This is a genomic window from Brevundimonas sp. UBA7507 (assembly GCF_002478355.1).
Taxonomy (GTDB): Bacteria; Pseudomonadota; Alphaproteobacteria; order Caulobacterales; family Caulobacteraceae; genus Brevundimonas; species Brevundimonas diminuta_D.
The window spans coordinates 102,941-125,880 of sequence record NZ_DLNP01000004.1; the positions used below are offsets into that span (position 1 = coordinate 102,941).

General features: G+C 67.3%; 21 protein-coding genes. 17 read left to right on the forward strand and 4 right to left on the reverse strand.

The window, feature by feature from the left end:
- Nucleotides 1-338 precede the first annotated feature (338 nt).
- Both dnaE and B3D50_RS02800 read left to right on the forward strand, forming a co-directional pair.
- A complete protein-coding gene (gene dnaE / locus B3D50_RS02795; RefSeq protein ID WP_286949311.1) occupies nucleotides 339-3,794 on the forward strand; it encodes a DNA polymerase III subunit alpha in 3,456 nt (1,151 codons plus the stop codon).
- Entirely contained in the window at nucleotides 3,794-4,159 is a 366-nt protein-coding gene (locus B3D50_RS02800) for a GFA family protein (protein WP_286949312.1), read from the forward strand. Before dnaE ends, B3D50_RS02800 begins: the two co-directional genes overlap by 1 nt.
- Here B3D50_RS02800 and B3D50_RS02805 read toward each other — a convergent pair whose 3' ends face one another.
- Nucleotides 4,160-5,353: a S41 family peptidase gene (locus tag B3D50_RS02805; RefSeq protein ID WP_286949313.1), complete on the reverse strand. Its 1,194-nt coding sequence runs from the start codon at nucleotides 5,351-5,353 to the stop codon at nucleotides 4,160-4,162.
- Between the two features lie 217 nt (nucleotides 5,354-5,570).
- On the opposite strand from B3D50_RS02805, the gene rpsB reads away from it, so the two are divergent.
- The 15 genes from rpsB to lpxB all read left to right on the forward strand — a co-directional run bounded on the left by rpsB (nucleotide 5,571) and on the right by lpxB (nucleotide 20,341).
- A complete protein-coding gene (rpsB, locus tag B3D50_RS02810; RefSeq protein ID WP_003164611.1) occupies nucleotides 5,571-6,413 on the forward strand; it encodes a 30S ribosomal protein S2 in 843 nt (280 codons plus the stop codon).
- 101 nt (nucleotides 6,414-6,514) lie between these two features.
- On the forward strand, nucleotides 6,515-7,453 hold the full coding sequence (tsf, locus tag B3D50_RS02815) for a translation elongation factor Ts (protein WP_286949315.1): 939 nt from the start codon (nucleotides 6,515-6,517) through the stop codon (nucleotides 7,451-7,453).
- A 138-nt stretch (nucleotides 7,454-7,591) separates the two neighbouring features.
- A complete protein-coding gene (gene pyrH / locus B3D50_RS02820; protein ID WP_003164613.1) occupies nucleotides 7,592-8,329 on the forward strand; it encodes a UMP kinase in 738 nt (245 codons plus the stop codon).
- Nucleotides 8,330-8,369: 40 nt separating this feature from the next.
- Entirely contained in the window at nucleotides 8,370-8,927 is a 558-nt protein-coding gene (frr, locus tag B3D50_RS02825; protein WP_286949317.1) for a ribosome recycling factor, read from the forward strand.
- Between the two features lie 35 nt (nucleotides 8,928-8,962).
- On the forward strand, nucleotides 8,963-9,721 hold the full coding sequence (uppS, locus tag B3D50_RS02830) for a polyprenyl diphosphate synthase (protein ID WP_286949318.1): 759 nt from the start codon (nucleotides 8,963-8,965) through the stop codon (nucleotides 9,719-9,721).
- A 1-nt stretch (nucleotide 9,722) separates the two neighbouring features.
- Nucleotides 9,723-10,541 (forward strand): phosphatidate cytidylyltransferase, encoded by an 819-nt coding sequence (locus B3D50_RS02835; RefSeq protein ID WP_269298140.1) that lies wholly within the window; start codon nucleotides 9,723-9,725, stop codon nucleotides 10,539-10,541.
- The gene (dxr, locus tag B3D50_RS02840) at nucleotides 10,538-11,734 is read left to right on the forward strand and encodes a 1-deoxy-D-xylulose-5-phosphate reductoisomerase (protein ID WP_286949320.1); all 1,197 of its coding nucleotides are present in this window, start codon (nucleotides 10,538-10,540) and stop codon (nucleotides 11,732-11,734) included. Before B3D50_RS02835 ends, dxr begins: the two co-directional genes overlap by 4 nt.
- Nucleotides 11,735-11,757: 23 nt before the next feature.
- Entirely contained in the window at nucleotides 11,758-12,975 is a 1,218-nt protein-coding gene (locus B3D50_RS02845; RefSeq protein ID WP_286949321.1) for a M50 family metallopeptidase, read from the forward strand.
- A gap of 29 nt (nucleotides 12,976-13,004) precedes the next feature.
- Nucleotides 13,005-15,449, forward strand: coding sequence for an outer membrane protein assembly factor BamA (bamA, locus tag B3D50_RS02850; RefSeq protein ID WP_375855802.1), 2,445 nt, complete (start codon nucleotides 13,005-13,007; stop codon nucleotides 15,447-15,449).
- A 34-nt stretch (nucleotides 15,450-15,483) separates the two neighbouring features.
- The gene (locus B3D50_RS02855; protein ID WP_003164619.1) at nucleotides 15,484-16,068 is read left to right on the forward strand and encodes an OmpH family outer membrane protein; all 585 of its coding nucleotides are present in this window, start codon (nucleotides 15,484-15,486) and stop codon (nucleotides 16,066-16,068) included.
- A gap of 8 nt (nucleotides 16,069-16,076) precedes the next feature.
- Nucleotides 16,077-17,096 (forward strand): UDP-3-O-(3-hydroxymyristoyl)glucosamine N-acyltransferase, encoded by a 1,020-nt coding sequence (lpxD, locus tag B3D50_RS02860; RefSeq protein WP_286949323.1) that lies wholly within the window; start codon nucleotides 16,077-16,079, stop codon nucleotides 17,094-17,096.
- Nucleotides 17,093-17,557, forward strand: coding sequence for a 3-hydroxyacyl-ACP dehydratase FabZ (fabZ, locus tag B3D50_RS02865; RefSeq protein WP_024352581.1), 465 nt, complete (start codon nucleotides 17,093-17,095; stop codon nucleotides 17,555-17,557). Before lpxD ends, fabZ begins: the two co-directional genes overlap by 4 nt.
- Nucleotides 17,554-18,342, forward strand: a complete 789-nt coding sequence (gene lpxA / locus B3D50_RS02870; protein ID WP_286949324.1) for an acyl-ACP--UDP-N-acetylglucosamine O-acyltransferase — start codon at nucleotides 17,554-17,556, stop codon at nucleotides 18,340-18,342. Before fabZ ends, lpxA begins: the two co-directional genes overlap by 4 nt.
- Nucleotides 18,339-19,178: a UDP-2,3-diacylglucosamine diphosphatase gene (lpxI, locus tag B3D50_RS02875; RefSeq protein ID WP_286949325.1), complete on the forward strand. Its 840-nt coding sequence runs from the start codon at nucleotides 18,339-18,341 to the stop codon at nucleotides 19,176-19,178. The genes lpxA and lpxI overlap by 4 nt, the downstream gene beginning before the upstream one ends.
- Entirely contained in the window at nucleotides 19,175-20,341 is a 1,167-nt protein-coding gene (gene lpxB, locus B3D50_RS02880; protein WP_286949326.1) for a lipid-A-disaccharide synthase, read from the forward strand. The genes lpxI and lpxB overlap by 4 nt, the downstream gene beginning before the upstream one ends.
- Before the next feature lie 56 nt (nucleotides 20,342-20,397).
- Here the strand turns inward: lpxB and trpC are convergent, their stop codons facing one another.
- The 3 genes from trpC to B3D50_RS02895 are packed head-to-tail and all read right to left on the reverse strand — an operon-like array spanning nucleotide 20,398 to nucleotide 22,825.
- On the reverse strand, nucleotides 20,398-21,201 hold the full coding sequence (gene trpC, locus B3D50_RS02885) for an indole-3-glycerol phosphate synthase TrpC (RefSeq protein WP_286949327.1): 804 nt from the start codon (nucleotides 21,199-21,201) through the stop codon (nucleotides 20,398-20,400).
- On the reverse strand, nucleotides 21,201-22,238 hold the full coding sequence (gene trpD / locus B3D50_RS02890; protein WP_286949381.1) for an anthranilate phosphoribosyltransferase: 1,038 nt from the start codon (nucleotides 22,236-22,238) through the stop codon (nucleotides 21,201-21,203). Before trpD ends, trpC begins: the two co-directional genes overlap by 1 nt.
- Complete coding sequence (locus tag B3D50_RS02895; protein WP_286949328.1) at nucleotides 22,235-22,825, reverse strand: anthranilate synthase component II; 591 nt, start codon at nucleotides 22,823-22,825, stop codon at nucleotides 22,235-22,237. Before B3D50_RS02895 ends, trpD begins: the two co-directional genes overlap by 4 nt.
- Between the last annotated feature and the right edge of the window lie 115 nt (nucleotides 22,826-22,940).

The following is a 22,940-nucleotide window of genomic DNA, read 5'->3' on the forward strand; positions in this document are numbered from 1 at the left end:
GCGCACGGTGGAGTTCTTCCGCGCCAGCCTGCTGCGCAAGACCCAGTCCCCCAACTCGGCCGCCCTGGCCTCGGCCCTGACCCGGCTCGGCTTCCTCGCGAATTGAGGTTGACGAGAACAAAGAGGCAACTTAGAACAAATGGGCAACATTTGATCTGGGGATAAAACCAATGACGCGTTGGGTGAGGGAACTGCTGTCGCTTGCGTCCTGCGGCGGCTTCGTCTGGATGGTCTGGCAGGCGGCCTTTCTGGTGACATGACCGCGCCCACTGAGGCGCGACTCCCTGCATGATGACGATGCGCCCGTATGATCGGGCGCTGCGATGCGGAGTTTTCGATTGGCGGATGCGGTGAACAGTCAGGGCTTTGTCCACCTGCGGGTCCGCAGCGCCTATTCGCTGCTGGAAGGCGCCATCAAGGCCGGCAAGATCGGCAAGATGGCCGCCGATGCCGGAATGCCGGCCGTGGCCGTGGCTGACCGCGCCAACCTGTTCGGGGCCCTTGAGTTCAGCCAGACGACCAAGGATGCGGGCGTCCAGCCTATCGTCGCCTGCGCCTTGCCGGTGCTCGGTATCGGCGGGCAGGTCGCCCAACGCTGGGCCAAGACGCCGACGGTCGTGCTGATCGCCCAGAATGAGCAGGGGTGGCTCAACCTGTGCGCCCTGTCGTCCGCCGCCTATCTGGATGCGGGCGAGATGGCCGAGCCGGGCGTGCCCTGGGGACAGGTTGTGGATAAGTCCGAAGGGCTGATCCTGCTGTCGGGCGGGCCGGACGGCCCCATTGATCCTCTGTTCGTGCAGAAGAAGCCGATGGAGGCCGCCGCCGCCCTGGCCGAGATGAAGCGGGTCTTCGGCGACCGCTTCTATGTCGAACTGCAACGCCACGGACTGTCCAGCGAGACGTTGGCCGAGGGCGGGCTGGTCGAATGGGCCTACGCCAATGACACGCCGCTGGTCGCGACCAACGACGTCTATTACGCCAAGGCGGCCCAGGCGAAGTCGCATGACGCCTTGCTGTGCATCTCCGACGGCGCCTTCACGGGCCAGGAGGATCGCCGTCGCGTCACCGGCGAGCACTGGTTCAAGTCGGCCGAGGCGATGCGCGAACTGTTCGCCGATCTGCCGGAGGCCTGCGACAACACCATTCAGATCGCGCGCCGCTGCGCCTTCCTGGTCAAGACGCACAAGCCGATCTTGCCGCGCTTCGACACCGGCGCAGGTCGTTCGGAAGACGACGAACTGGCCCACCAGGCGCGTGAGGGGCTGAAGGCGCGGCTTGAGAAGAACCAGCCCTATGCGCCTGAGGAAGACTACTGGTCCCGCCTGGAATGGGAGGTCGGGATCATCCAGCAGATGGGGTTCCCCGGCTACTTCCTGATCGTGGCGGACTTCATCAAATGGGCCAAGCTGCATGACATCCCGGTGGGGCCGGGACGGGGCTCGGGGGCGGGCTCCCTGGTCGCCTGGTCGCTGACCATCACTGACCTGGACCCTCTGCGGTTCGGCCTGCTGTTCGAGCGCTTCCTCAACCCCGAACGGGTCTCCATGCCCGACTTCGACATCGACTTCTGTCAGGAGCGGCGCGAAGAGGTCATCGACTATGTTCAGGACCACTACGGCAAGGACCGGGTGGCCCAGATCATCACCTTCGGCACCCTGCAGGCGCGGGCCGTGCTGCGCGACGTGGGCCGGGTGCTGCAGATGCCGCTGGGCCAGGTGGACCGCCTGGCCAAGATGGTTCCGGCCAACCCCGCGAACCCCGTGACCCTGGCCCAGGCCATCGACCTGGAGCCGCGCCTGCGCGAGGCGCGCGACGCCGAGCCTGCCGTCAAGGCTCTGCTGGAGACGGCGCTTGAGCTGGAAGGCCTCTACCGCAACGCCTCGACCCACGCGGCGGGCATCGTCATCGGCGACCGACCGCTGACGGAACTGGTGCCGCTGTATCAGGATCCGCGCTCCACTATCCCCGCCAGCCAGTTCAACATGAAGTGGGTCGAGCCGGCGGGCCTGGTGAAGTTCGACTTCCTGGGCCTGAAGACGCTGACGGTGCTGGACCGCGCCAAGAGCTACCTGGAACGGCGCGGCGCGGCTCAGGATTGGGGTCTGCTGCCGCTGGATGATCCCAAGACCTATGAGCTCATGGCCTCGGGTCAGACGGTCGGGGTGTTCCAGCTGGAATCCCAGGGCATGCGCGACACCCTGCGCAAGATGCGCTGCGGCTCAATCGAGGAAATCACCGCCCTGATTTCGCTCTACCGGCCGGGGCCGATGGAGATGATCGACACCTACATCGACCGGAAGTTCGGCCGGGCGGAGGTCGATTACCTGCACCCCAGCCTAAAGGAGGTGCTGACCGAGACCTACGGCGTCATCATCTACCAGGAACAGGTGATGAAGATCGCCCAGATCCTGGCGGGCTACAGCCTGGGCGAGGCCGACCTGTTGCGTCGCGCCATGGGCAAGAAGAAGAAGGAGGAGATGGATTTCCAGCGCCTTCGCTTCGTCAAGGGCGCGTCCGAGAAGGGGGTTCCGGAGGCCCAGTCAGGCTCCATCTTCGACCTGGTGGCCAAGTTCGCGGGCTATGGCTTCAACAAGTCGCACGCGGCGGCCTATGCGCTGATCTCGTTCCAGACGGGCTGGCTGAAGGCCAATCACCCGGTCGAGTTCTTTGCGGCGTCGATGAGCCTCGATCTGTCGAACACGGACAAGCTGGCGGTCTTCTATCAGGACTGCCGCCGGTTCGAGGTTCCAGTCCTGGCGCCCGACATCAACCGTTCGTCCGCCGACTTCGACGTGTCGTGGAAGGACGGGCAGGGCAGCGTGCTCTATGCGCTGGGCGCCATCCGCAACGTGGGCCTTGAGGCTATGAAGCACGTCATTGAGATGCGCGAGACAGGCGGGCCGTTCGCCGACATCTTCGATTTCCTAGAACGGGTCGACCCCAAGGCGGTGAACAAGCGGGCGCTGGAAGGTTTGGCGAGAGCTGGTGCCTTCGACAGCATCCATCCGAACCGCCGTCAGTTGTTCGAGCAGGCCGATGTGCTGATGGCCTATTGCCAGAGCGTGGCGGCCGAGCGCGCTTCGTCCCAGGTCAGCCTATTCGGCGCGGATCAGGCCGCCGCGGCTCGGCCGCGCCTGAAGAGCATGGAGCCGTGGGCCGGCCCCGACAAACTGGATCAGGAGCTTTACGCCGTCGGCTTCTATCTGTCGGGTCACCCGCTCGAGGAACTGACGCCGGCCCTGAAACGCAAGCGCGTGACCTTCGTGGCCGAGGCGCAAGGGCTGGCTGAGGCGGGGCATGAAGCCTTCCAGATGGCCGGTGTGGTGCGCCGCCGTCAGGAACGGGCCAGCGCCCGCACCGGCGAGAAATTCGCTTTCGTCACCTTCTCGGACCCGACTGGCGAGTTCGAATGCCTGTTCCCGCCCGAACAGCTTCGGCGGTGCCGCGAGGTTCTGGAGGTCGGGACGTCGGTTCTGGTCAAGGTTCGGGCCAAGGCGGCGGATGGCGAGGTGCGCTTCTTCGGCGATGACGCCAGCCGCATGGACGTGCTGCTGGACGACGCCCAGATCGGGCTGCGCGTCATTCTGTCGGCGCAATCGGCGGACGCCGAGGCGCTGAAGGCGCGGCTGGATCGGGCGCGGGCGCAGGGCAAGGGCGGCGAGGTTTGGCTGCAGGCGACGCTGGGCGGCCGCACCGAGGTCGAGATCAAGCTGCCGGGACGATACCGACTGGACGCGGCGCTGCGCGGCGCGTTGAAGTCGGCGCCGGGGGTGGTGATGCTGGAGGACGCCTGATGAGCGAGACGAGTGCGAAGACCCATGCCGGGTCATGCCACTGCGGCGCGGTGGCCTATGAGGTCGACATCGGGCTGGACGGCCTGATGGAGTGCAACTGCTCACATTGCTATCGCAAGGGGTTCGTTCTGGCCTTTGCGCCCCGCTCAGCCTTTCGCCTGACGAAGGGGGAGGGCGAGACGACGTCCTACTTCTTCAATCAGCACAAGATCGAGCATCGTTTCTGCAAGACCTGTGGCGTGCAGCCGTTCGGTTACGGCGAGGCCCCGGACGGCAGCGAGGTGGCGGCGATCAACATCCGCACCCTGACCGACGTGGAGCCGTGGGACTGGACCGCACAGCGCGTGGACGGACGCAGCTTCTGATCAATCCGGCTGAGGCTTGAACTGTTCGCGCGGAGTTCCGTCGACGGCGTAGAGCCGTTCGACAGGAATTTTAATGACCAGTCCGCTGTTCGGCAGGCGCAGGTCGTAGACGGCGCCGAGCAGGCCCGCCATCGGCCGGCCGACGACGCGCGCGCCCTGGGCGTGGAGGCCGATGGCCAGGCCTTCGCCCATGCTGCCGGTCCAGCGCCCGACGCGGACGACGACAGGGCCGTTGTGGCGTTTGCCTGGGCGCGGCAGAACTTGTTCGATCCAGCGCCGCTCGATCCCGGTTTCGCGCGCTTCGGCGGGCAGGCTGTGGATCTGATAGGCGGACGGCGCATCGACGAACCATCCCATGATGGCGCGGGCGACGACGGTGTTGCCGCCGCTGGGCGTCTCCGTCAGGTCGAGGACGAGGGTTTGACCGGGCAGCGCCGTCGTCATCGCCTGGTCGAAGGCGGCGATGGTCGCGCGGTCGCCGAGCGCGTCATTGATGCGGATGACCACGGCGCTGTCGACCTGTCGGCTCTCCACCGGGGGGCGGTCGCGCCGCGTCGTGTAGAGGTTGGGCAGGGTCAGGCGACGCCGAGACCCGTCGGGGGTCTCGATCATCAGGTCGCGAGGGCGGTCGCGGCGCCCGGCGACCAGGACGCGGGCGGCATAGGCGGTGCGCTCGCCTTCGGATGTCAGGCCGATCTCGCTCCAGAAGGCGGCGACGGCGTCGTCGATGGGCTGATCGCCGACGGCCAGCAGGCGGCTGCCGGGGCGAATGCCGGCTTCGGCTGCAGGCGATCCGTCGCGGACGTCGGTGATGATCCAGTGCGGTGCGACTCGCTCGATCCAGAGATCCGCATAGCTGGGAACCACGGCCCAGCTGTCGGCGAAGGACGAGCCGGTGATGGCGTGATGGTCGGCCAGCGCCGTGAGGGCGTTCTCGGCGTACTTCAGCAGAGAGGCGGCGTCATGCACCGCCTCGCTCTGGGCCGTCAGCTGCGGTGAGGAAGGAAACCGGCCGCCTGGCAGGCGCTCCGGATAGGCGTACTGGGCTTCGATCAGCCCAGGCAGGGCCAGGGCATCCTTTCTATAGGCCTCTGCGGAAACCGGCGCAGGCGTCTGGGCCCAGGCGAATGGAACCGGAGCGGCGGCGAGCGGCGCGAAAGCCAGGGCGGACAGCAGGCGAAGGGAAGGGGGCATGGCGTCATCTGGCCGTGGCCGCCTGGGGGCGACAAGTTAAAAGCCCATGATCTTCACAGTCTTGCGTTTTGCGGCCGTTTCGCCTACATGCGCGGCGCACTTCGCACGTGGGCGTGGCGCGGTCCGGGGAGACATCCCGGCCTGCACCGTTCCGAGGGATCAGCCGATCCTTTTAACCGCCCGCGCTAGGTTTGATCGGAAAAAGGAAAAGACGATCATGGCTCTGCCTGAATTCTCGATGCGTACGCTGCTGGAAGCCGGCGCTCACTTCGGCCACCAGACGCACCGCTGGAACCCGAAGATGGACCGCTACATCTTCGGCTCGCGCTCGAACATCCACATCATCGACCTGTCGCAGACGATGCCGCTGCTGCACCAGGCCCTGGTCGCCGTGCGCGACGTGGCCGCCAAGGGCGGTCGCGTGCTGTTCGTCGGCACCAAGCGTCAAGCCGCCGACCCGGTCGCACAGGCCGCCACGCGCTGCGCCCAGTACTACATGAACAACCGTTGGCTTGGCGGCACCCTGACCAACTGGCGCACCGTCTCCAACTCGATCCAGCGCCTGCGCGAACTGGAAGGCATCGTTGAAGGCGGCGGCGAAGGCCGCAACAAGAAAGAGCTGCTGACCCTGCAGCGCGAAAAGGACCGTCTGGAGCTGTCGCTGGGCGGCATCAAGGACATGGGTTCGGTGCCGGACATCATGTTCGTGATCGACACCAACAAGGAAGCGATCGCGATCCAGGAAGCCCGCAAGCTGAACATCCCGATCATCGCCATCCTGGACACCAACTCGGACCCGGACGGCATCACCTATCCGGTGCCGGGCAACGATGACGCCGCGCGCGCCATCCAGACCTACTGCGACCTGATCGCTGACGCCGTTCTGGACGGCCTGGCCGCCGGCGCCGCCGCTCAGGGCATCGACCTGGGCGCTTCGGAAGCTCCGGTCGAGCCGGCCCTGCGCGAAGCCGTCGTGGTTGAGGCCGAGGCCGCTCCGGCGGGCGCTGAAGGCGCGGCTGAAGAGCTGGTCGCCGCCGAGGCCGAGAAGGTCGAAGGCTAAGGACGGACGTTCCGGCGCCGCCGCGCGCCGGACCGACGTCAACTTGACATGCGGCCGGGCTAAACAGTCCGGCCGCCCATTTTGAATTTCAGGAGAAAGACATGGCCGAGATCACTGCCGCCCTCGTGAAGGAGCTTCGCGAGCGTTCGGGCGTCGGCATGATGGACTGCAAGAAGGCGCTGGTTGAGACCAACGGCGACATCGAAGCGGCCATCGACTGGCTGCGCGCCAAGGGCCTGTCCAAGGCCGCCAAGAAGGCCGACCGCGTCGCCGCCGAGGGCCTGGTGGCCGTCGCCGTGCGCGAAGACGGCAAGGGCGAAGTCGCCTCGGCCATCGAGTTCAACGCCGAAACCGACTTCGTGGCCCGCAACGACCTGTTCCAGTCGGCCGCGAAGGAATTCGCTCAGCTGGGTCTGCACCACGAAGGCGTGGAAGCCATCCACGGCGCGACCCTGGAGAACGGCAAGACGGTTCAGGACGAAGTCACCAACCTGATCGCCACCATCGGCGAGAACATGCAGCTGCGTCGCGCGGCTCGCCTGTCGGTCGGTGAAGGCGTGGTTTCGAGCTACGTCCACAACGCCGTGTCGCCGGGCGTCGGCCGCATCGGCGTGCTGGTCGCCCTGGAAGGCGCCGGCGACAAGGAAGCCCTGCGTGAAGTGGGCCGCAAGATCGCCATGCACGTGGCGGCCACGGCTCCGCTGGCGCTGGACACCTCGGACCTGGATCCGGCCGCGATCGAGAAGGAACGCGCCGTCCTGATCGAGAAGGCCAAGGAAGAAGGCCGCCCGGAAAACATGATCGAAAAGATCGTGGAAGGTCAGATCAACAAGTTCCAGAAGGACGTGGTGCTGACCAAGCAGCCGTTCGTCATGGACCCGGACGTGACCATCGAGCAGCTGGTCGTCAACACCGGCAAGGAGCTGGGCTCCGAGCTGAAGCTGGCCGGCTTCGTCCGCATGGCGCTGGGTGAAGGCGTCGAGAAGGTCGAAACTCCCGACTTCGCGTCGGAAGTCGCCTCGATGACGGGCGGCAACTAACTCGAAACGTCTTCCCGAAAGGGAAGAAATTTCAAAAGGGCGCGTTCGGCTTTGAAGGCTGACGCGCCCTTCGTCTATGATGAGCCGCCGATTCACTTCGCGCGGATGCTAACCCCCTGTATCCACGGACCCCTGATCATGCCCGACGCCCCCTCTGAGTTTCGTTACAAGCGCGTCCTGCTGAAGGTCTCGGGCGAGGTGCTGATGGGCGACCAGCCCTATGGCATCGACATGCCGACCGTGGACGTGGTCGCCGCCGCCGTCGCTGCGGTGGCGCGCCAGGGCGTCGAGATCTGCCTGGTCATCGGCGGGGGCAACATCTTCCGCGGCCTGTCCAAGGCGGCGGCGGGCATGGACCGCGCCAACGCCGACTACATGGGCATGCTGGCGACCATCATGAACGCCCTGGCCATGCAGGGCGCGCTGGAGAAGATCGGCGTCGATACGCGGGTCCAGAGCGCCATCCCCATGGCCGCCATCGCCGAGCCCTATATTCGCCGCCGCGCCCTGCGCCATCTCGAGAAGGGCCGCGTGGTGATCTTCGCCGCGGGCGTCGGCGCACCCTTCTTCACCACGGACTCCGGCGCGGCCCTGCGTGCCGCCGAAATGGGCTGTGACGCCCTGCTGAAGGGCACCAGCGTCGACGGCGTCTACACCGCCGACCCGAAGAAGGACGCCACGGCCACCCGCTATGAGACGCTGACCTATCAGGAAGTGCTGGCCAAGGACTTGCGCGTCATGGACGCCTCGGCCATCGCCTTGATGCGCGACAGCGGCATTCCGATCGTGGTCTTCTCGATCCGCGAGGAAGGATCAATTCAGAAGGCGCTGACGGGAGAAGGCACCTTCACCGTCATCACCAACAAGGCCGCCTGAGCGGCTTCGTCATCAAACGACAGGACCAAGGACACACGTCATGGCCAAACCCGATCTCAAGACGTTCCGCGACCGGATGGACAAGTCCGTCGCCGCCCTGAAGGACGATTACGCCGGCCTGCGTACCGGCCGCGCCAACGCCGGTCTGCTGGATCCGGTCGTGGTTGAAGTCTATGGCGCAACCTCGCCGCTGACCGCCGTGGCCGCGATCAGCGTGCCCGAGCCGCGAATGATCTCGGTCAACGTCTGGGACAAGGGGATGGTGGTTTCGGTCGAGAAGGCCATCCGCTCCGCCGGCCTGGGCCTGAACCCGGTCGTCGACGGCCAGACGCTGCGCATCCCGATCCCGCCGCTGACCGAAGAGCGCCGCAAGGATCTGGCCAAGCTGGCCGGCAAATACGCCGAGGACAAGAAGATCGCCGTGCGCAACGTGCGCCGTGACGCCAACGACGAGCTGAAGAAGGCTGAAAAGGCCGGCGAGATCAGCCAGGATGAACAGAAGAAGATGGAGGCCGAGGTCCAGAAGGACACCGATGCGGCCATCAAGCGTATCGACGAGACCTTGAAGGCCAAGGAAGTCGAGATCATGCAGGTCTGACGCGGTCAGGCCTGTTCAGGAAGGACGCCCCCATCATGTCGGCCGAGCCCGTCGCCACGGCGCCTGCAAAGGGGCCACGTCACGTCGCCCTGATCATGGACGGCAACGGCCGCTGGGCGCAGCGCCGGGGTCTTCCGCGCGCCGTGGGCCACCGCGAGGGGGTCCAGGCCCTGCGCCGCACGATCAAGGCGGCGCCGGAGCTGGGCGTTCGGTGTCTGACGGTGTTCGGCTTCTCGACCGAGAACTGGAGCCGTCCTGCCGACGAGGTGTCCGACCTGATGGGCCTGGTGCGCGCCTTTGTCGGCAGCGACCTGAAACGGCTGGCTGCGGCGGGCGTGCGGGTGAAGGTGCTGGGCCGTCGCAAGGGGCTGCCGGACGACATCGCCGCCATTGTCGCACGCGCCGAGGCAGAGACGGCGGACAATGACAAATTCCTGCTGCAGGTGGCCTTCAACTATGGCGGCCGGGCGGATCTGGTCGACGCCGCCCAGCGGCTGGTCGATCGCGCCCGCGCGGGCGAAGACGTGGTTGTCGATGAAGAGGCGCTGGACGCCGGTCTGTCGACGGCGGGCGCGCCGCCGGTCGATCTGATCGTGCGGACCTCGGGCGAGCAGCGCCTGTCCAACTTCCTGCTGTGGGAGGCGGCCTACGCCGAGATGGTGTTCCAGGAGATCCTCTGGCCCGACTACGGCGCCGAAGCCCTGGCCGAGGCCATCGCCCAGTTCGGTTGCCGTGAGCGCCGCTACGGCGGACGCGAGGTCATGGTTGAAGCCTATGGCGAGGTCGCGGGCTGACATGGCGCTGAAGCCTCGAGATATCGCCTTGCGCGCCGCTTCGGCGGTCGTGCTGGCGCCGGCGGCGGTCCTGGCGACGTGGGCGGGCGGCGATTGGTTCTGCGCCTTGGTGGTCGCGGGGGCGGTGCTGCTGGCTTTCGAGTGGGCGCGGATGTGCGCCCCGAACCTGTGGCGTCCGGTCGGGATCAGCGTGGCCCTGGCCCTGGTCGTGGCGGTGATCGCGGCCCATGTCGGGCAAATTTCCCTGGCCCTGGTGCTGATGGTGTTCGGCGCCCTGGCGGCGGGTCTGTTCGCCCGCACGCGCGGCGAGTCCCTGCTGGATACGGCCTATGGGGTGCTCTATCTCGGCTGGCCCTGCATCCTGCTGATCTGGCTGCGCGACCTGCATGAGGTGCAGGGGCTGTACTGGACCGTGCTGGTCTTCGCCGTGGCCTGGTCGGCAGACATCCTGGCCTATCTGGTCGGCAGCTTCGTCGGCGGGCCCAAGCTGTGGCCGCGCTTTTCGCCCAATAAGACCTGGTCGGGCTTCATCGGCGGTCTGACCGCCGGGATGATCGCCGGCGCCGCCATGGCGGGCTGGCTGGACATGGGCCTGCTGAACGCCTTCTGGGGCGGGGTTCTGGGCCTGACGGCCGCCCTGGCCACCATGGGCGGCGACCTGTGGGAATCGGCGCTGAAGCGGCGTTTCGGGGTCAAGGACGCGGGCAATCTGATCCCTGGCCACGGCGGTCTGCTGGACCGCGTCGACGGGCTGATGTTCGCTGTCGTGGTGGTGTCGGCCGGGCGTCTGATCGTCCTGATGCTGGAGCGGGCGGCATGATCGCGCGGCGCGTCTCTGTCCTGGGCTCGACCGGATCGGTGGGTTCCTCGACGCTGGACCTGATGGAGCAGGCGCAAGCGGCTGGCTCGGCCGTGTTCGAGGTCGAGGCCCTGACCGGCGGCGCCAACATCGTCCGCCTGGCTGAACAGGCGCGCCGCTGGCGGCCGCGCATCGCCGTGACGGCCGATCCCGCCCGATTGAACGAACTGCGCGACGCCCTGGCGGGAACCGGGGTCGAGGCCGCGGCGGGGCCGGACGCCATCGTCGAGGCGGCCGTGCGGCCCGCCGACTGGATCATGGCCTCCATCGTCGGGGCGGCGGGCCTGCGCTCGGCCTGGGCGGCGGCGGGGACGGGCGCCACCCTGGCCCTGGCCAACAAGGAAAGCCTGGTCTGCTGCGGTCCGGCGCTGATCGAGCGGGTCAAGCGCAGCGGCGGGCGTCTGATTCCTGTCGATTCCGAACATTCGGCCATCTTCCAGGTCTTTCCGGCCGGGGCGCCCGAGCGGGTGTCCAAACTGGTGCTGACCGCTTCGGGCGGACCGTTCCGCACCCTGCCGCGCGCGGCCATGACGCGGATCTCGCCGGAACAGGCTGTGGCCCATCCGAACTGGAGCATGGGCGCCAAGATTTCGGTCGACAGCGCCACCATGGCCAACAAGGGGCTGGAGCTGATCGAAGCCGCCTATCTGTTCGGCATGCCGGAAGACCGGGTCGATGTGGTGGTGCACCCGGAATCGATCATCCACAGCCTTGTGGAATATGTGGATGGTTCGACCCTGGCCCAAATGGGCGCGCCGGACATGCGGACGCCCATCGCCTGCGCCCTATCCTGGCCGGACCGTCTGGCCTGGCCGGCGCCCAAGCTGGACCTGGCGGCCCTGGGGCGGTTGACGTTCGAGGCGCCGGACGAGGATCGGTTCCCGGCCTTGCGTCTGGCGCGCGAAGCTCTGGCGGCGGGCGGAATCGCCCCCATCGTCTTCAATGCGGCCAATGAGGTGGCGGCTCTGGCTTTCCTTGACCGACGGCTGGGCTTTCTCAATATTGCCGCAGTCGTCGCCGACACCCTTGAGAAGGCGACGGGCGCGGGCGCGTCTTGCGGTTCCGACGATGCCTGCGAAGCGGCCCTGGCCGTTGATGCGCAGGCGCGGCGGATCGCGGGGGACGTCATCGCCTCGCTGAACATCGCGGCCTGAGGGGAACGGGAGATACGAACGGCATGATAGGCGTGATCAGCCAGGCTCTGACCTATGTCGTGCCGTTCCTGCTCGTGCTGACGCTTGTCGTGACGGTGCATGAGCTGGGCCACTTCCTGACGGCGCGCGCCTTCGGCGTGAAGATGGACCGCTTTTCCATCGGTTTCGGGCGCGCGATCTTCCGCCGGACCGACAAGCACGGCGTCGAGTGGCGGATCGGCTGGCTGCCGCTGGGCGGCTATGTGAAGTTCTCCGGCGACCTGGATGCGACCGGCGTGCCGGATCGTGCGGGTCTTGAGGCCCTGCGCCAGGCCGTGACGGCCGAGCATGGACCGGGCGCCGAGCGCGACTACCTCTATTTCAAGCCTCTGTGGCAGCGCGCCCTGGTCGTGGCGGGCGGACCGATCGCCAACTTCATCCTGGCCATCTTCATCTTCACCCTGCTGTTCAGCCTGGTGGGCGTCGAACTGCGTCCCGCGCGGGTGATGGAGGTTCAGCCCCAGTCGCCGGCGGCGCAGGCGGGCTTCCTGCCGGGCGATCTGATCACCCATGTGAACGGCAAGCTGATCTCCGACGGGGGCGAGGTGACGCGCGTCGTGGCCCTGAGCAGCGGCGATCCGGTGCGCTTCACAGTCGAGCGCGGCGATCAGGCGGTGCAGCTTACGGCCACGCCCGAACGTCGGACCGAGACGGATCGCATCGCCGGCCGCGTCAGCGTCGGCCGCATCGGCCTGGCCCTGGGCTCCAACCGCGATGAAATTCGCCACGTCCGCTATGGCCCCATCGCAGCCGTGGGGCAGGGGGTGCGCGAAACCGGCGCCATCCTGAACACCACCCTGACCTATATCGGCCGCATCTTCACCGGCCGCGAGACGGGCGATCAGTTCAGCGGGCCGCTGGGAATCGCCAAGGCGTCCGGCGCCCTGACCAACGCCGCGGTCGCGGCCAATCCCGAGCCCTGGGCCATCGTTCGCAATCTGTTGCTGACGCTGACCAGCTTCGCGGCCATACTTTCGGTCGGAATCGGCTTTTTAAATCTGATGCCTATTCCCGTTCTGGATGGGGGGCACCTGCTGTTCTACGCTTATGAAGCCGTGGCGCGCCGTCCGATGGCCGCCCGTGTTCAGGAGGCGGGATATCGGGTCGGTCTTGCTTTGCTGGCGGGTTTGATGTTGTTCGCGACCTGGAACGATCTGCAGAAGCTCAATCTCTTCAAATTCCTCGGCGGGCTCGTCTCGTGAGCCGACGCCAGCCCCCGATGGTATTCCGCATGAACCAAAACGACAGTCGCCTCATGATCCAGACCCCTGGCCGCATTCTCGGGGTCAGCGCCCTGGCCCTGACCTTCGCCGCCGGACTGGCGCAACCGGCCTTGGCCCGGCAGGCGGCGCCTGCGCCCACGCCAGCCCCAGCGCCCGCTGCAGCGGTCCAGACGCCTCAGGTGCAGATGGCGCAGCCGCAGGCCGAGCGCGCCGTGGTCAACCGCATCGTGGTGCGCGGCAATCAGCGTATCGATCAGACGACGGTGCTGTCCTACCTGCCGATCCAGCCCGGCGACACCATCGACGCCGTGACCATCGACGTGGCGGTGCGCACTCTGTCGCGCACGGGTCTGTTCGCGGACGTGCAGATCGGCCTGCAGGCCAACGGCGACCTGATCGTCGAGATCGCCGAGAACCCGATCATCAACCAGGTGACCTTCGAGGGGAACAAGGCCCTGGCCGAGAAGAAGCTGCGCGATGAAGTGACCATTCGTCCGCGCGGCATCTACACCCGCGCGCGGGTTCAGGAAGACGTCGGCAAGATCGTTGAACTGTACCGCCTGTCGGGCCGCATCTCGGCGACCGTCACGCCCAAGCTGGTCCAGCTGGAGCAGAACCGCGTCGACGTCGTGTTCGAGATCGACGAAGGCCCTGAAACCGGCATCGCCGCCGTCACTTTCCTGGGCAACACCGCGTTTTCGGACAGCGACCTGCGTCAGGTCATGGTCACCAAACAGTCGGCCTGGTGGCGTCTGTTCAGCTCGAACGACAACTATGACCCGAACCGGATCGACTACGACCGCGAGCAGCTGCGGAAATTCTACACGAACCGCGGCTATTACGACTTCCGCATTCTGTCGTCCGTGGCCGAGCTGAAGCCGGACAACAGCGCCTTCGGCGTGACGGTCACGGTGGACGAGGGCGACCGCTACAACTTCGGCGAGATCAAGGTCGTCACCGAGAACGACCGCCTGAACGCCGACTTCCTGCAGATGCTGCTGCCGATCCGTTCGGGCGACCTGTATGAGAGCGATCGCATCCAGGCGGCGGTCGACACCCTGACCTTCGCCGCCGGTTCGGCCGGTTACGCCTTCGTCGAGATCAACCCGACCTATCGCGCCGACCCTGAGACGGACACGGTCAACGTGACCTTCAACGTCCGCGAGGGCCAGCGCGTCTACATCGACCGCATCAATGTGGTCGGCAACACCCGCACCCTGGACAGCGTCATCCGCCGTGAACTGATGGTGGGCGAGGGCGACGCCTTCAACCGTTCGCTGGTCGAGCGTTCGCGCAACAATCTGCGCGCCCTGGGCTTCTTCAAGGACGTCAAGATCGAGGAGACGCGCGGCAGCGCGCCGGACCGTTCGGTCGTCAACGTCACCGTGGAAGAACAGCCCACCGGCGAACTGTCGGTCGGCGCGGGCTTCAGCTCGGTCGACTCCTTCGTGCTGAACCTGGGCATCACCGAACGCAACTTCCGCGGTCGGGGGCAGAACGTGGTGGCGCGCGCCGAATGGGGCTCGCTGCGCCAGCAGATCGACTTCCGCTTCACCGAGCCCAAGTTCCTGGGACGCGACGTGCGGGCGGGCTTCGACCTGTTCCACATGCGCTATGACCTGAGCAAATACTCGTCCTACGACTATCGCTCGACCGGGGGCGGGGTGCGCGTCACCTATCCGCTGAACGGCTACGCCTCGTTCAGCGCGCGCTACTTCCTGAAGGACGACGAGGTCGTCATTCCGTTCGGCTATTGCGGCGGCGTGGGCGCTGGTTCGTCGGCCCTGTGCGACCAGGCGGGCTCCTACATCAACTCATCGGCGGGCTACACCCTGCTGGTGAACCGCCTGAACGACCCGGTCCGACCGACGCGCGGCTGGTCCGCCTCGCTGCGCCAGGACTTCGCCGGCATCGGCGGCGACGTGAACTACATCAAGACCGAGGCCGACGCGTCCTGGTACTACGGCATCCGTCCGAACTGGGTGGTCAGCGTCCAGGGCCAGACGGGCTATGTCAGCGGCTGGAACGGCGATCCGATCCGCATCAACGACCGCTTCTTCAAGGGCGGCAACACCTTCCGCGGCTTCGAGACGGCGGGTATGGGCGCACGCGACCTGACCACGACCGACGCCTTGGGCGGCAACTTCTACGCCATCGGCACGGTTGAACTGACGGTGCCGAACTACCTGCCCGACGAATACGGCATCAAGACCTCGCTGTTCGCCGACTTCGGCACCATCGGCAAGTTGGACGACCGCTACCTGGTTGATCCGGCGACGGGACTGCGCAACCCGAACATCGTCGATGAGCTGTCGCTGCGTGCGGCCGCCGGCGTCAGCATTCACTGGCGTTCGCCGATGGGGCCGATCCGTTTCGACCTGTCGAAGGTTCTGTCCAAGGAAGACTACGACAAGACCGAGACCTTCCGCTTCTCGACCTCCACTCAGTTCTAACCGCGGTCTGACCGCCGCCACCAAGGCTTAGATTATGAAACTCATCGCTATCGGCGCCTTCGCCCTCGCTTCGCTGACCGCTTCGGCCGCACTGGCCCAGACGCAAGGCCCGGCCAACCCCGGTCCGGCCATCCCCGGCGTCTGCGTCTATTTCAACCAGCGTGTTCTGGCCCAGTCGACGGTCGGTCAGGCCGTGCAGACCCGCATGGAGCAGCTGGCGCAGGAAGTTCAGGGCGAGCTTCAGCCCTACGCCACCGCCATCCAGACCGAAGCTCAGGCTCTGCAACAGGGCGCGGCGACGATTCCGGCTGACCAGATGAACCAGCGTCGCCAGCAACTGCAGACCCGCATCCAGGAAGCCCAGCAACTGGAAGGCACCCGCGACAACGAGCTGCGCTACACCCTGGCTCAGCAGCGCCAGAAGATCTCGGAAGCCATCGAGCCGCTGCTGGTCGCCGTCTATCAGGAGAAGGGCTGCGGCATCATGATCGACCGCGAGAGCGTCTTCATCATGAACCCGGCCATGGACGTGACGGACACCGTCATCCAGCGCCTGAACGCCCAACTGCCGACGCTGAGCTTCAACCGCATGCCGGTTCCGGCCCAGCCGCAATCCTAAGGCGGGCCATGCCCGATCCGAGGTTTTTTGAGACCCTGTCGCCCCTGACGGTCGCCGCCCTCGCCGAGCACATCGGCGGGGACGTAGTCCGGGGCGGCGAGGTCATCGTCTCGGCCGTCGCGCCCCTGTCCAGTGCGGACCGGGGCGCGATTGCGTTTCTGGGCGACCGCAAGTTCGCCGCTGCTTTGGCGGAGACCAAGGCGGGATGCGTGATCGTGCCGGCCTCGGCCGTGGATGCGGCGCCGGCTGACGCCGCCGTCATCGTCTCCAGCGAGGCGCAGGCCGCCTGGGCGCGGGCTTCAGCCCTGCTGCACCGGCCGATCCGTCTGGATCGCGCCATCACTGCCGCTGAGGCCGCCGAGGACGACACCGTGGTGGTCGAGCAGGGCGCCATCCTGGGCGAGGGCGTCCGCATCGGGCGCGGCAGCCGCATCGGCGCCAACACCGTCATCGGGCCGGGCGTCCAGATCGGCCGCGACTGCCTGCTCAGCCCCGGCGTCACCGTCGGCTTCGCCCTGCTGGGCGACCGGGTGAAGCTGCTGGCGGGCGCGCGGATCGGCGAGGCGGGCTTCGGCGCCGCCGGATCGAAGGCCGGGCCGGTGGACATTCCGCAACTGGGTCGCGTCATCCTGCAGGACGGGGTGACGGTCGGCGCCAACTCCTGCATCGACCGGGGCGCCTATGACGACACCGTCATCGGCGAGAACACCAAGATCGATAATCTGGTCATGATCGGCCACAACTGCGTCATCGGCCGCAACAATCTGATGGCGGCCCACACCGGCATCTCGGGCTCGGTCACCAGCGGCGACAACTGCATCTTCGGCGGTCGGGCGGGCGTGGGCGACCACATCACCATCGGCGAGGGCGCGCGCGTCGCGGCCGGCGGCGGCGTCTTGGCCGACATTCCGCCGGGCGAGATCTGGTCCGGCTATCCCGCCAAACCCCTGCGCCAATTCTTGCGCGAGACGGTCTGGCTGTCCAAACAGGCGTCCCAGAAGAAGGGCGCAAAGGAATCGAAAGAATGAGCGAAGACAACAAGATCGACTATGCCGAGGTGATGCGTCGCCTGCCGCACCGCTATCCCTTCCTGCTGGTCGACAAGGCGCAGGACTTCGTGGCTGCGACCTCGATCGTCGGCATCAAGAACGTCACCCACAACGAGCCCTTCTTCCCCGGCCACTTCCCGATCGACCCGGTGATGCCCGGCGTCCTGATCGTCGAGGCCATGGCTCAGACGGGCGCCCTGCTGATGTCCAAGTCGCTGGACGTGGCGGTGGCCGACAAGGTCATCATGTTCATGTCGATCGACGGCGTGCGCTTCCGCAAGCCCGCCCGTCCGGGCGACCAGCTGCGCATGGAGGTCAAGGTGATCAAGGCGCGCGGCGACGCCTATAAGTTCCGCGGCGAGACCTTCATCGACGGCAAGCTGGCAGCTGAGGCTGAGTTCATGGCCATGGTCGTGACCGTGGCGGAGCCTGCCCAGTGAGCATCCACCCGACCGCCGTCGTCGACGCCTCGGCGACCCTGGCGGACGGGGTCGAGATCGGTCCGTTCTGCACCGTCGGGCCGGGCGTGGCGTTGGCCTCCGGCGTGCGTCTGGTCAGCCATGTGGTGATCCAGCAGGACGCCAGCGTCGGCGCGAACACGACGATCCATCCCTTCGCCGTCATCGGCGGCGATCCTCAGCACGGCGGATACAAGGGCGAGCCAGTGCGGCTGGAGATCGGCGAGAACAACCTGATCCGCGAGCACTGTACCTTCAACCGGGGCTCGCCGCAGGGATCGGGCGTCACTCGCGTCGGCTCGAACAACCTGTTCATGACCGGCGCCCACGTCGGCCACGACTGCGTGGTCGGCGACAGCGTGACCATGGCCAACAACGCCACCCTGGGCGGCCACGTCCATGTCGGCGACAAGGTGTTCCTGGGCGGCCTGTGCGCTGTGCACCAGAACGGCCGGGTCGGGCAGGGCGCCATCGTCGGCGGTCTGGCCGCCGTGACGCGCGACGTCATCCCCTACGGCTCGGTCTGGGGCAATCACGCCAGCCTGCACGGCCTCAACCTGATCGGGCTGAAGCGCAAGGGCTACGGCAAGGACGCGGTGCGTCGCCTGCTGGCCGCCTATCGCGATCTGTTCGAGGGCGAAGGCGTCTTCGCCGAGCGTCTGGACCGGGTCGAACAGGCCTATGCCGACCTGCCCGAGATCATGGAGATCACCGCCTTCATCCGTGACGGCGGCAAGCGCCCGCTGTGCCTGCCGGGCGCGGAATGACGATCGCGCCCAAGCTGGCCCTGATCGCGGGTTCGGGCGACCTGCCCATCCGCGTCGCCCAGCGCTGCGAGGCCGAAGGGCGCGAGGTCTTCATCATCCGCCTGAAGGGCTTCGCCGACGCTCACCTGCACCGCTGGCCGGGGCAGGATTTCGGCATGGCCGAGATTGGCAAGATCGTGAAGGCCATGCGGGCCGAAGGCTGTCGCGCGGTCTGTCTGGCGGGCTATGTCAACCGACCGGATTTCAAGACTTTGAAGCCCGATCTGAAGGGCGCGTCCCTGCTGCCCGGCATCATCGCCGCGGCGTCCAAGGGCGACGACGCCCTGCTGCGCAAGATCCTGTCGGTGTTCGAGGATGAAGGCTTCGCCGTCGAAGGCGCGGACGACATTCTGGGCGGCGAGATGCTGGCGGCGGGCGCCCTTGGTCGCGTGACGCCGACGACAGAGCAGATGGCGGACCTGAAGAAGGCGCTGCACGTCGCTGAAAAATCAGGCGAACTGGATATCGGTCAGGGCGCGGTCGTCTGCGACGGACTGGTGCTGGCGGTCGAGGCGCAGGAAGGCACGGACGAGATGCTGCGCCGGGTGGCGGGCCTGCCTGCCGATCTGCGCGGCTCGCCCGGCTTTGCGCGCGGCGCGCTAGGCAAGGCCCCCAAGCCGATCCAGGATTTGCGCGTCGACATGCCCGTTATCGGACCGACGACGGTCGAACTGGCCGCCGCTGCGGGTCTGGCCGGGATCGGCGGGTTCGAGGGGCGGCTGATCGTCATCGACCATGAAGGTCTGGTCGAGGCGGCGGATCGTCTGGGCCTGTTCGTCTGGGGAGAGCCGCGATGAGCCGTCCGTTGAAGGTCATGCTGGTGGCGGCCGAGGCATCGGGCGACGCCCTGGGCGCTGGGCTGGCGCGGGCGCTGAAGGCGCGGCTGGGCAAGGACGTGGTCTTCGTCGGCGTGGGCGGCCCCAAGATGGCGGCCGAGGGCGTCGCCAGCCCCTTCGACATCGCTGAACTGTCGATCCTGGGCTGGATCGAGGGGCTGAAGGCCTATGGCCGGGTCAAGAAGCGCGTGGCCGAGACGGCGGCCCTGGCGGCGGCGGAAAAGCCGGACGCCGTGGTGTTGATCGACAGCTGGGGCTTCACCATCCGCGTGGCTCAGGCGATCCGCGCCGCCTCGCCGAAGACGCCGCTGATCAAATACGTCGGGCCTCAGGTCTGGGCCTCGCGGCCGGGGCGGGCCAAGACGCTGGCGGGGGCGGTGGATCATCTGCTGGCCCTCTATGCGCTGGATGCGCCCTGGTTCGAGAAGGCGGGCCTGCCGACGACGGTCGTGGGTTCGCAGGCGCTGCACGTCGATATGGCGGGAGCAGACGGCGCCCGCTTCCGCGCGGCGCGGGGGATTGCGACGGACGCGCCGCTGCTGCTGGTCCTGCCGGGCAGCCGGCCCAGTGAGATCACGCGCATGACGCCTGTTTATGAGCAGGCGGTGAAACAGCTGAAGGCTCAGATTCCGGGGCTTGAGGTGGCCGTCGTCGCGGCTGGCACAGTCTCCGCCGACGTGGCGGGCCGGGTCGCCGCCTGGCCGTTCCGCGCCCATGTGGTGCAGGAAACCGACAAATACGACGCCATGAAGGCTGCGAACGCCGCCCTGGCCACCAGCGGCACGGTCTCGACGGAACTGGCTCTGGCGGGCGCGCCCATGGTCATCGCCTATAAGATCGACGGGCTGAGCTATGTGCTGATGAAGCGACTGGTGACGGCCAAGCACATCACCCTGTTCAACATCGCCGCCGACGAGGCCATCGCGCCAGAGTTCATCCAGCATGAGGCGACGCCGCAGGCCCTGGCCAAGGCGGTCGGGCGGTTGCTGACCGACCCTAAGGCGGCGGCCGATCAGGCGCGTCGCCAGACCGAGACGCTGGACCTGATGGGACGCGGCGGGCCGGACCCGTCGGAACTGGCGGCCGATGCGGTGCTGCGGGTGATCGCGGCGAAGGCGGGGTAGGTGCCCCTATATCCCGTTCAACCCGGCGGACGCCGGGATGAGCGGGGTTTGAGGGTTTAAGCCAGCAAGGCTCGCGTCGCGGCTTCCACGTCAGCCTGACGCATCAGGCTTTCGCCGACCAGCAGGGCGCGGGCGCCGGCCTTGGTGACGCGCGCCACATCCTGCGGCGTGAACAGGCCGCTTTCGGCGACCAGCAGCGCGTCGTCCGGGCTGAGCGCCGCCAGTTGTTCCGTCGTCGCCAGTTCGACCTCGAAGGTGCGCAGCGAGCGGTTGTTGACGCCGATCAGGGCGTCGTCGCGGCCCTGAACCAGTTTGGCGGCGCGGGCCATCTCGTCCGCGTCGTGCGTCTCGATCAGGGCGTCCATGCCCCAGCGGGTCGCCTCGGCCAGCAGGTCTGCGGCCAGAGCGTCGTCCACCATGTCCATGATGATCAGAATGCAGTCAGCGCCCAGCGCCCGGCTCTCGGCGACCTGCCACGCATCGACCAGAAAGTCCTTGCGCAGACAGGGCAGGGCGACCGGCGCGCGGGCGGCGCTCAGATAGGCGTCGTCGCCCTGAAAGCTGGGGCTGTCGGTCAAGACGGACAGGCAGGAGGCGCCGCCGCGCTCATAGGCCTGCGCGAGGGCGGGCGGGTTGAAGTCGGCGCGGATCAGGCCCTTGGACGGGCTGGCCTTCTTGATCTCGGCGATCAGGGCCGGGCGGCCGGTTTCAGCGAAACGGCTGGCCAGCGCGGCGCGGAAGCCGCGCGGGGCCGAGGCTTCTTTCGCGCGCGCCTCGATGGCGTCCTGCGAAATGGCGGCCTTGCGGGCGGCGACATCCTCGCGCTTGTAGGCGGCGATGCGGTCCAGAACGTCGCTCATCAGGCGTCCTCGTCTTCGATCGGCGCGTGCGAGACGCGCACCAGTTCAGCCAGGGCGGCGGCGGCGCGGCCGTCGTCGATGACGGCGGCGGCCCGTTCGGCGCCCGATTTCAGGTCTTCGGCCTGCCCGGCCACCACCAGGGCGGCGGCGGCGTTCAGCAGGACGATGTCGCGATACGGCCCGCGTTCGCCTGCCAGCAAGGCGGTCAGGGCCGCCGCATTATGCTCGGCGTCGCCGCCGCGCAGGTCGTCCAGCGTGGCCAGCGACAGTCCGGCGTCGGCGGGCGTGACGGTGAAACGACGCACGGCGCCGTCCTTCCATTCGGCCACATCGGTCGGACCTGTCGTGGTCAGTTCGTCCAGACCCTGGCCGTTGACGGTCCAGGCGCGCTGGGCGCCCAGTCGGCCCAGAACCTCGGCCAACGGTTCCAGCAGGGCGGGATCATAGACGCCCATGACCTGATGCGTCGCGCCTGCCGGATTGCACAGCGGCCCCAAGAGGTTGAACACGGTGCGGAAGCCGATCTCGCCGCGCACCGGCCCGACATGACGCATGGCGCCGTGATAGGTCGGCGCGAACAGGAAGGCGATGCCCGCCCGGTCCAGCGCCCGCGCCTGCTGGGCGGGCGTGGCGTCCAGATTGACGCCCAACGCAGCCAGGACGTCGGACGAGCCGGACCTGGAGCTGATGGCGCGGTTGCCGTGCTTGGCCACCTTCAGTCCTGCGCCCGCCAGAACGAAGGAGGCCGCCGTCGAGACGTTGTAGGTGTGCTGGCCGTCGCCGCCGGTGCCGCAGGTGTCGATCACCTGATCGAACGGGTGGTTCAGCGACAGGGCGGCCTCGCGCATGGCGCTGGCGAAGGCGACGATCTCGTCTACCGTCTCGCCCCGGATGCGCAGGGCGGTGACGGCGGCGGCGACCTGTGACGGGGTCGGCTCGCCGCGCAGGCAGGCGGCGAAGAAGCTCTTGGCCTCGTCCAGGGTCAGCACCTGTCCGTCGACCAGTCTGGCCAGCAGGGGCTTGATGCTGTCCATCAGATGTTCGCCGGTCTCTTGACGCCCGCCAGATCGAGGAAGTTGGCGATCATCTCATGGCCGTGCTGGGTGGCGATGGATTCCGGGTGGAACTGGACGCCGTGGATCGGCCGCGTGCGGTGCGACAGGCCCATGATCTCGCCGTCCTCGGTCCAGGCGGTGACCTCCAGCACGTCGGGCAGGCTCTCACGGCGCACGGCCAGCGAATGATAGCGCGTCGCCGTGAAGGGCGAGGGCAGGCCGCCGAAAACGCCGCGCCCTTCATGCAGGATGGGCGAGGTCTTGCCGTGCATCAGGGTCTTGGCGCGCACCACCTCGCCGCCGAAGGCCTGACCGATCGACTGGTGGCCCAGGCAGACGCCCAGGATGGGCATGGTCTCGGCCGCCGTCTCGATCAGCGACAGGCAGATGCCCGCCTGATCCGGCGCACAGGGGCCGGGGGACAGCAGGACGGCCTCGGGCTGCAGCGCCCACGCTTCCTCGACGGTCAGGTCGTCATTGCGGATGACGTGTGTCTGCGCGCCCAGCTCCGCGAGGTAGTGGACGAGGTTGTAGGTGAAGCTGTCGTAGTTATCGACGACGAGGATCATGGCGAAGGCTTCTTGAGAAGGAGAAGGCAGGGCGGCCCGAACATGGAAGGCAAGCGGGCCGATTGAAAGCGGACGTTAAGCTGTCCGGGCGATAGAGGGGCATCGCCATCGGAAG

What these genes read in the sequence shown, in the direction of transcription:
- rpsB (WP_003164611.1), top strand. Translation starts at nt 5,571, where the DNA reads ATGGCTCTGCCTGAATTCTCGATGCGTACGCTGCTGGAAGCCGGCGCT.
- lpxB (WP_286949326.1), top strand. Translation starts at nt 19,175, where the DNA reads ATGAGCCGTCCGTTGAAGGTCATGCTGGTGGCGGCCGAGGCATCGGGC.
- uppS (WP_286949318.1), top strand. Translation starts at nt 8,963, where the DNA reads ATGTCGGCCGAGCCCGTCGCCACGGCGCCTGCAAAGGGGCCACGTCAC.
- fabZ (WP_024352581.1), top strand. Translation starts at nt 17,093, where the DNA reads ATGAGCGAAGACAACAAGATCGACTATGCCGAGGTGATGCGTCGCCTG.
- B3D50_RS02835 (WP_269298140.1), top strand. Translation starts at nt 9,723, where the DNA reads ATGGCGCTGAAGCCTCGAGATATCGCCTTGCGCGCCGCTTCGGCGGTC.
- B3D50_RS02805 (WP_286949313.1), bottom strand. Translation starts at nt 5,353, where the DNA reads ATGCCCCCTTCCCTTCGCCTGCTGTCCGCCCTGGCTTTCGCGCCGCTC.
- bamA (WP_375855802.1), top strand. Translation starts at nt 13,005, where the DNA reads ATGAACCAAAACGACAGTCGCCTCATGATCCAGACCCCTGGCCGCATT.
- tsf (WP_286949315.1), top strand. Translation starts at nt 6,515, where the DNA reads ATGGCCGAGATCACTGCCGCCCTCGTGAAGGAGCTTCGCGAGCGTTCG.
- B3D50_RS02845 (WP_286949321.1), top strand. Translation starts at nt 11,758, where the DNA reads ATGATAGGCGTGATCAGCCAGGCTCTGACCTATGTCGTGCCGTTCCTG.
- lpxD (WP_286949323.1), top strand. Translation starts at nt 16,077, where the DNA reads ATGCCCGATCCGAGGTTTTTTGAGACCCTGTCGCCCCTGACGGTCGCC.
- pyrH (WP_003164613.1), top strand. Translation starts at nt 7,592, where the DNA reads ATGCCCGACGCCCCCTCTGAGTTTCGTTACAAGCGCGTCCTGCTGAAG.
- lpxI (WP_286949325.1), top strand. Translation starts at nt 18,339, where the DNA reads ATGACGATCGCGCCCAAGCTGGCCCTGATCGCGGGTTCGGGCGACCTG.
- frr (WP_286949317.1), top strand. Translation starts at nt 8,370, where the DNA reads ATGGCCAAACCCGATCTCAAGACGTTCCGCGACCGGATGGACAAGTCC.
- dxr (WP_286949320.1), top strand. Translation starts at nt 10,538, where the DNA reads ATGATCGCGCGGCGCGTCTCTGTCCTGGGCTCGACCGGATCGGTGGGT.
- B3D50_RS02895 (WP_286949328.1), bottom strand. Translation starts at nt 22,825, where the DNA reads ATGATCCTCGTCGTCGATAACTACGACAGCTTCACCTACAACCTCGTC.
- trpC (WP_286949327.1), bottom strand. Translation starts at nt 21,201, where the DNA reads ATGAGCGACGTTCTGGACCGCATCGCCGCCTACAAGCGCGAGGATGTC.
- B3D50_RS02800 (WP_286949312.1), top strand. Translation starts at nt 3,794, where the DNA reads ATGAGCGAGACGAGTGCGAAGACCCATGCCGGGTCATGCCACTGCGGC.
- B3D50_RS02855 (WP_003164619.1), top strand. Translation starts at nt 15,484, where the DNA reads ATGAAACTCATCGCTATCGGCGCCTTCGCCCTCGCTTCGCTGACCGCT.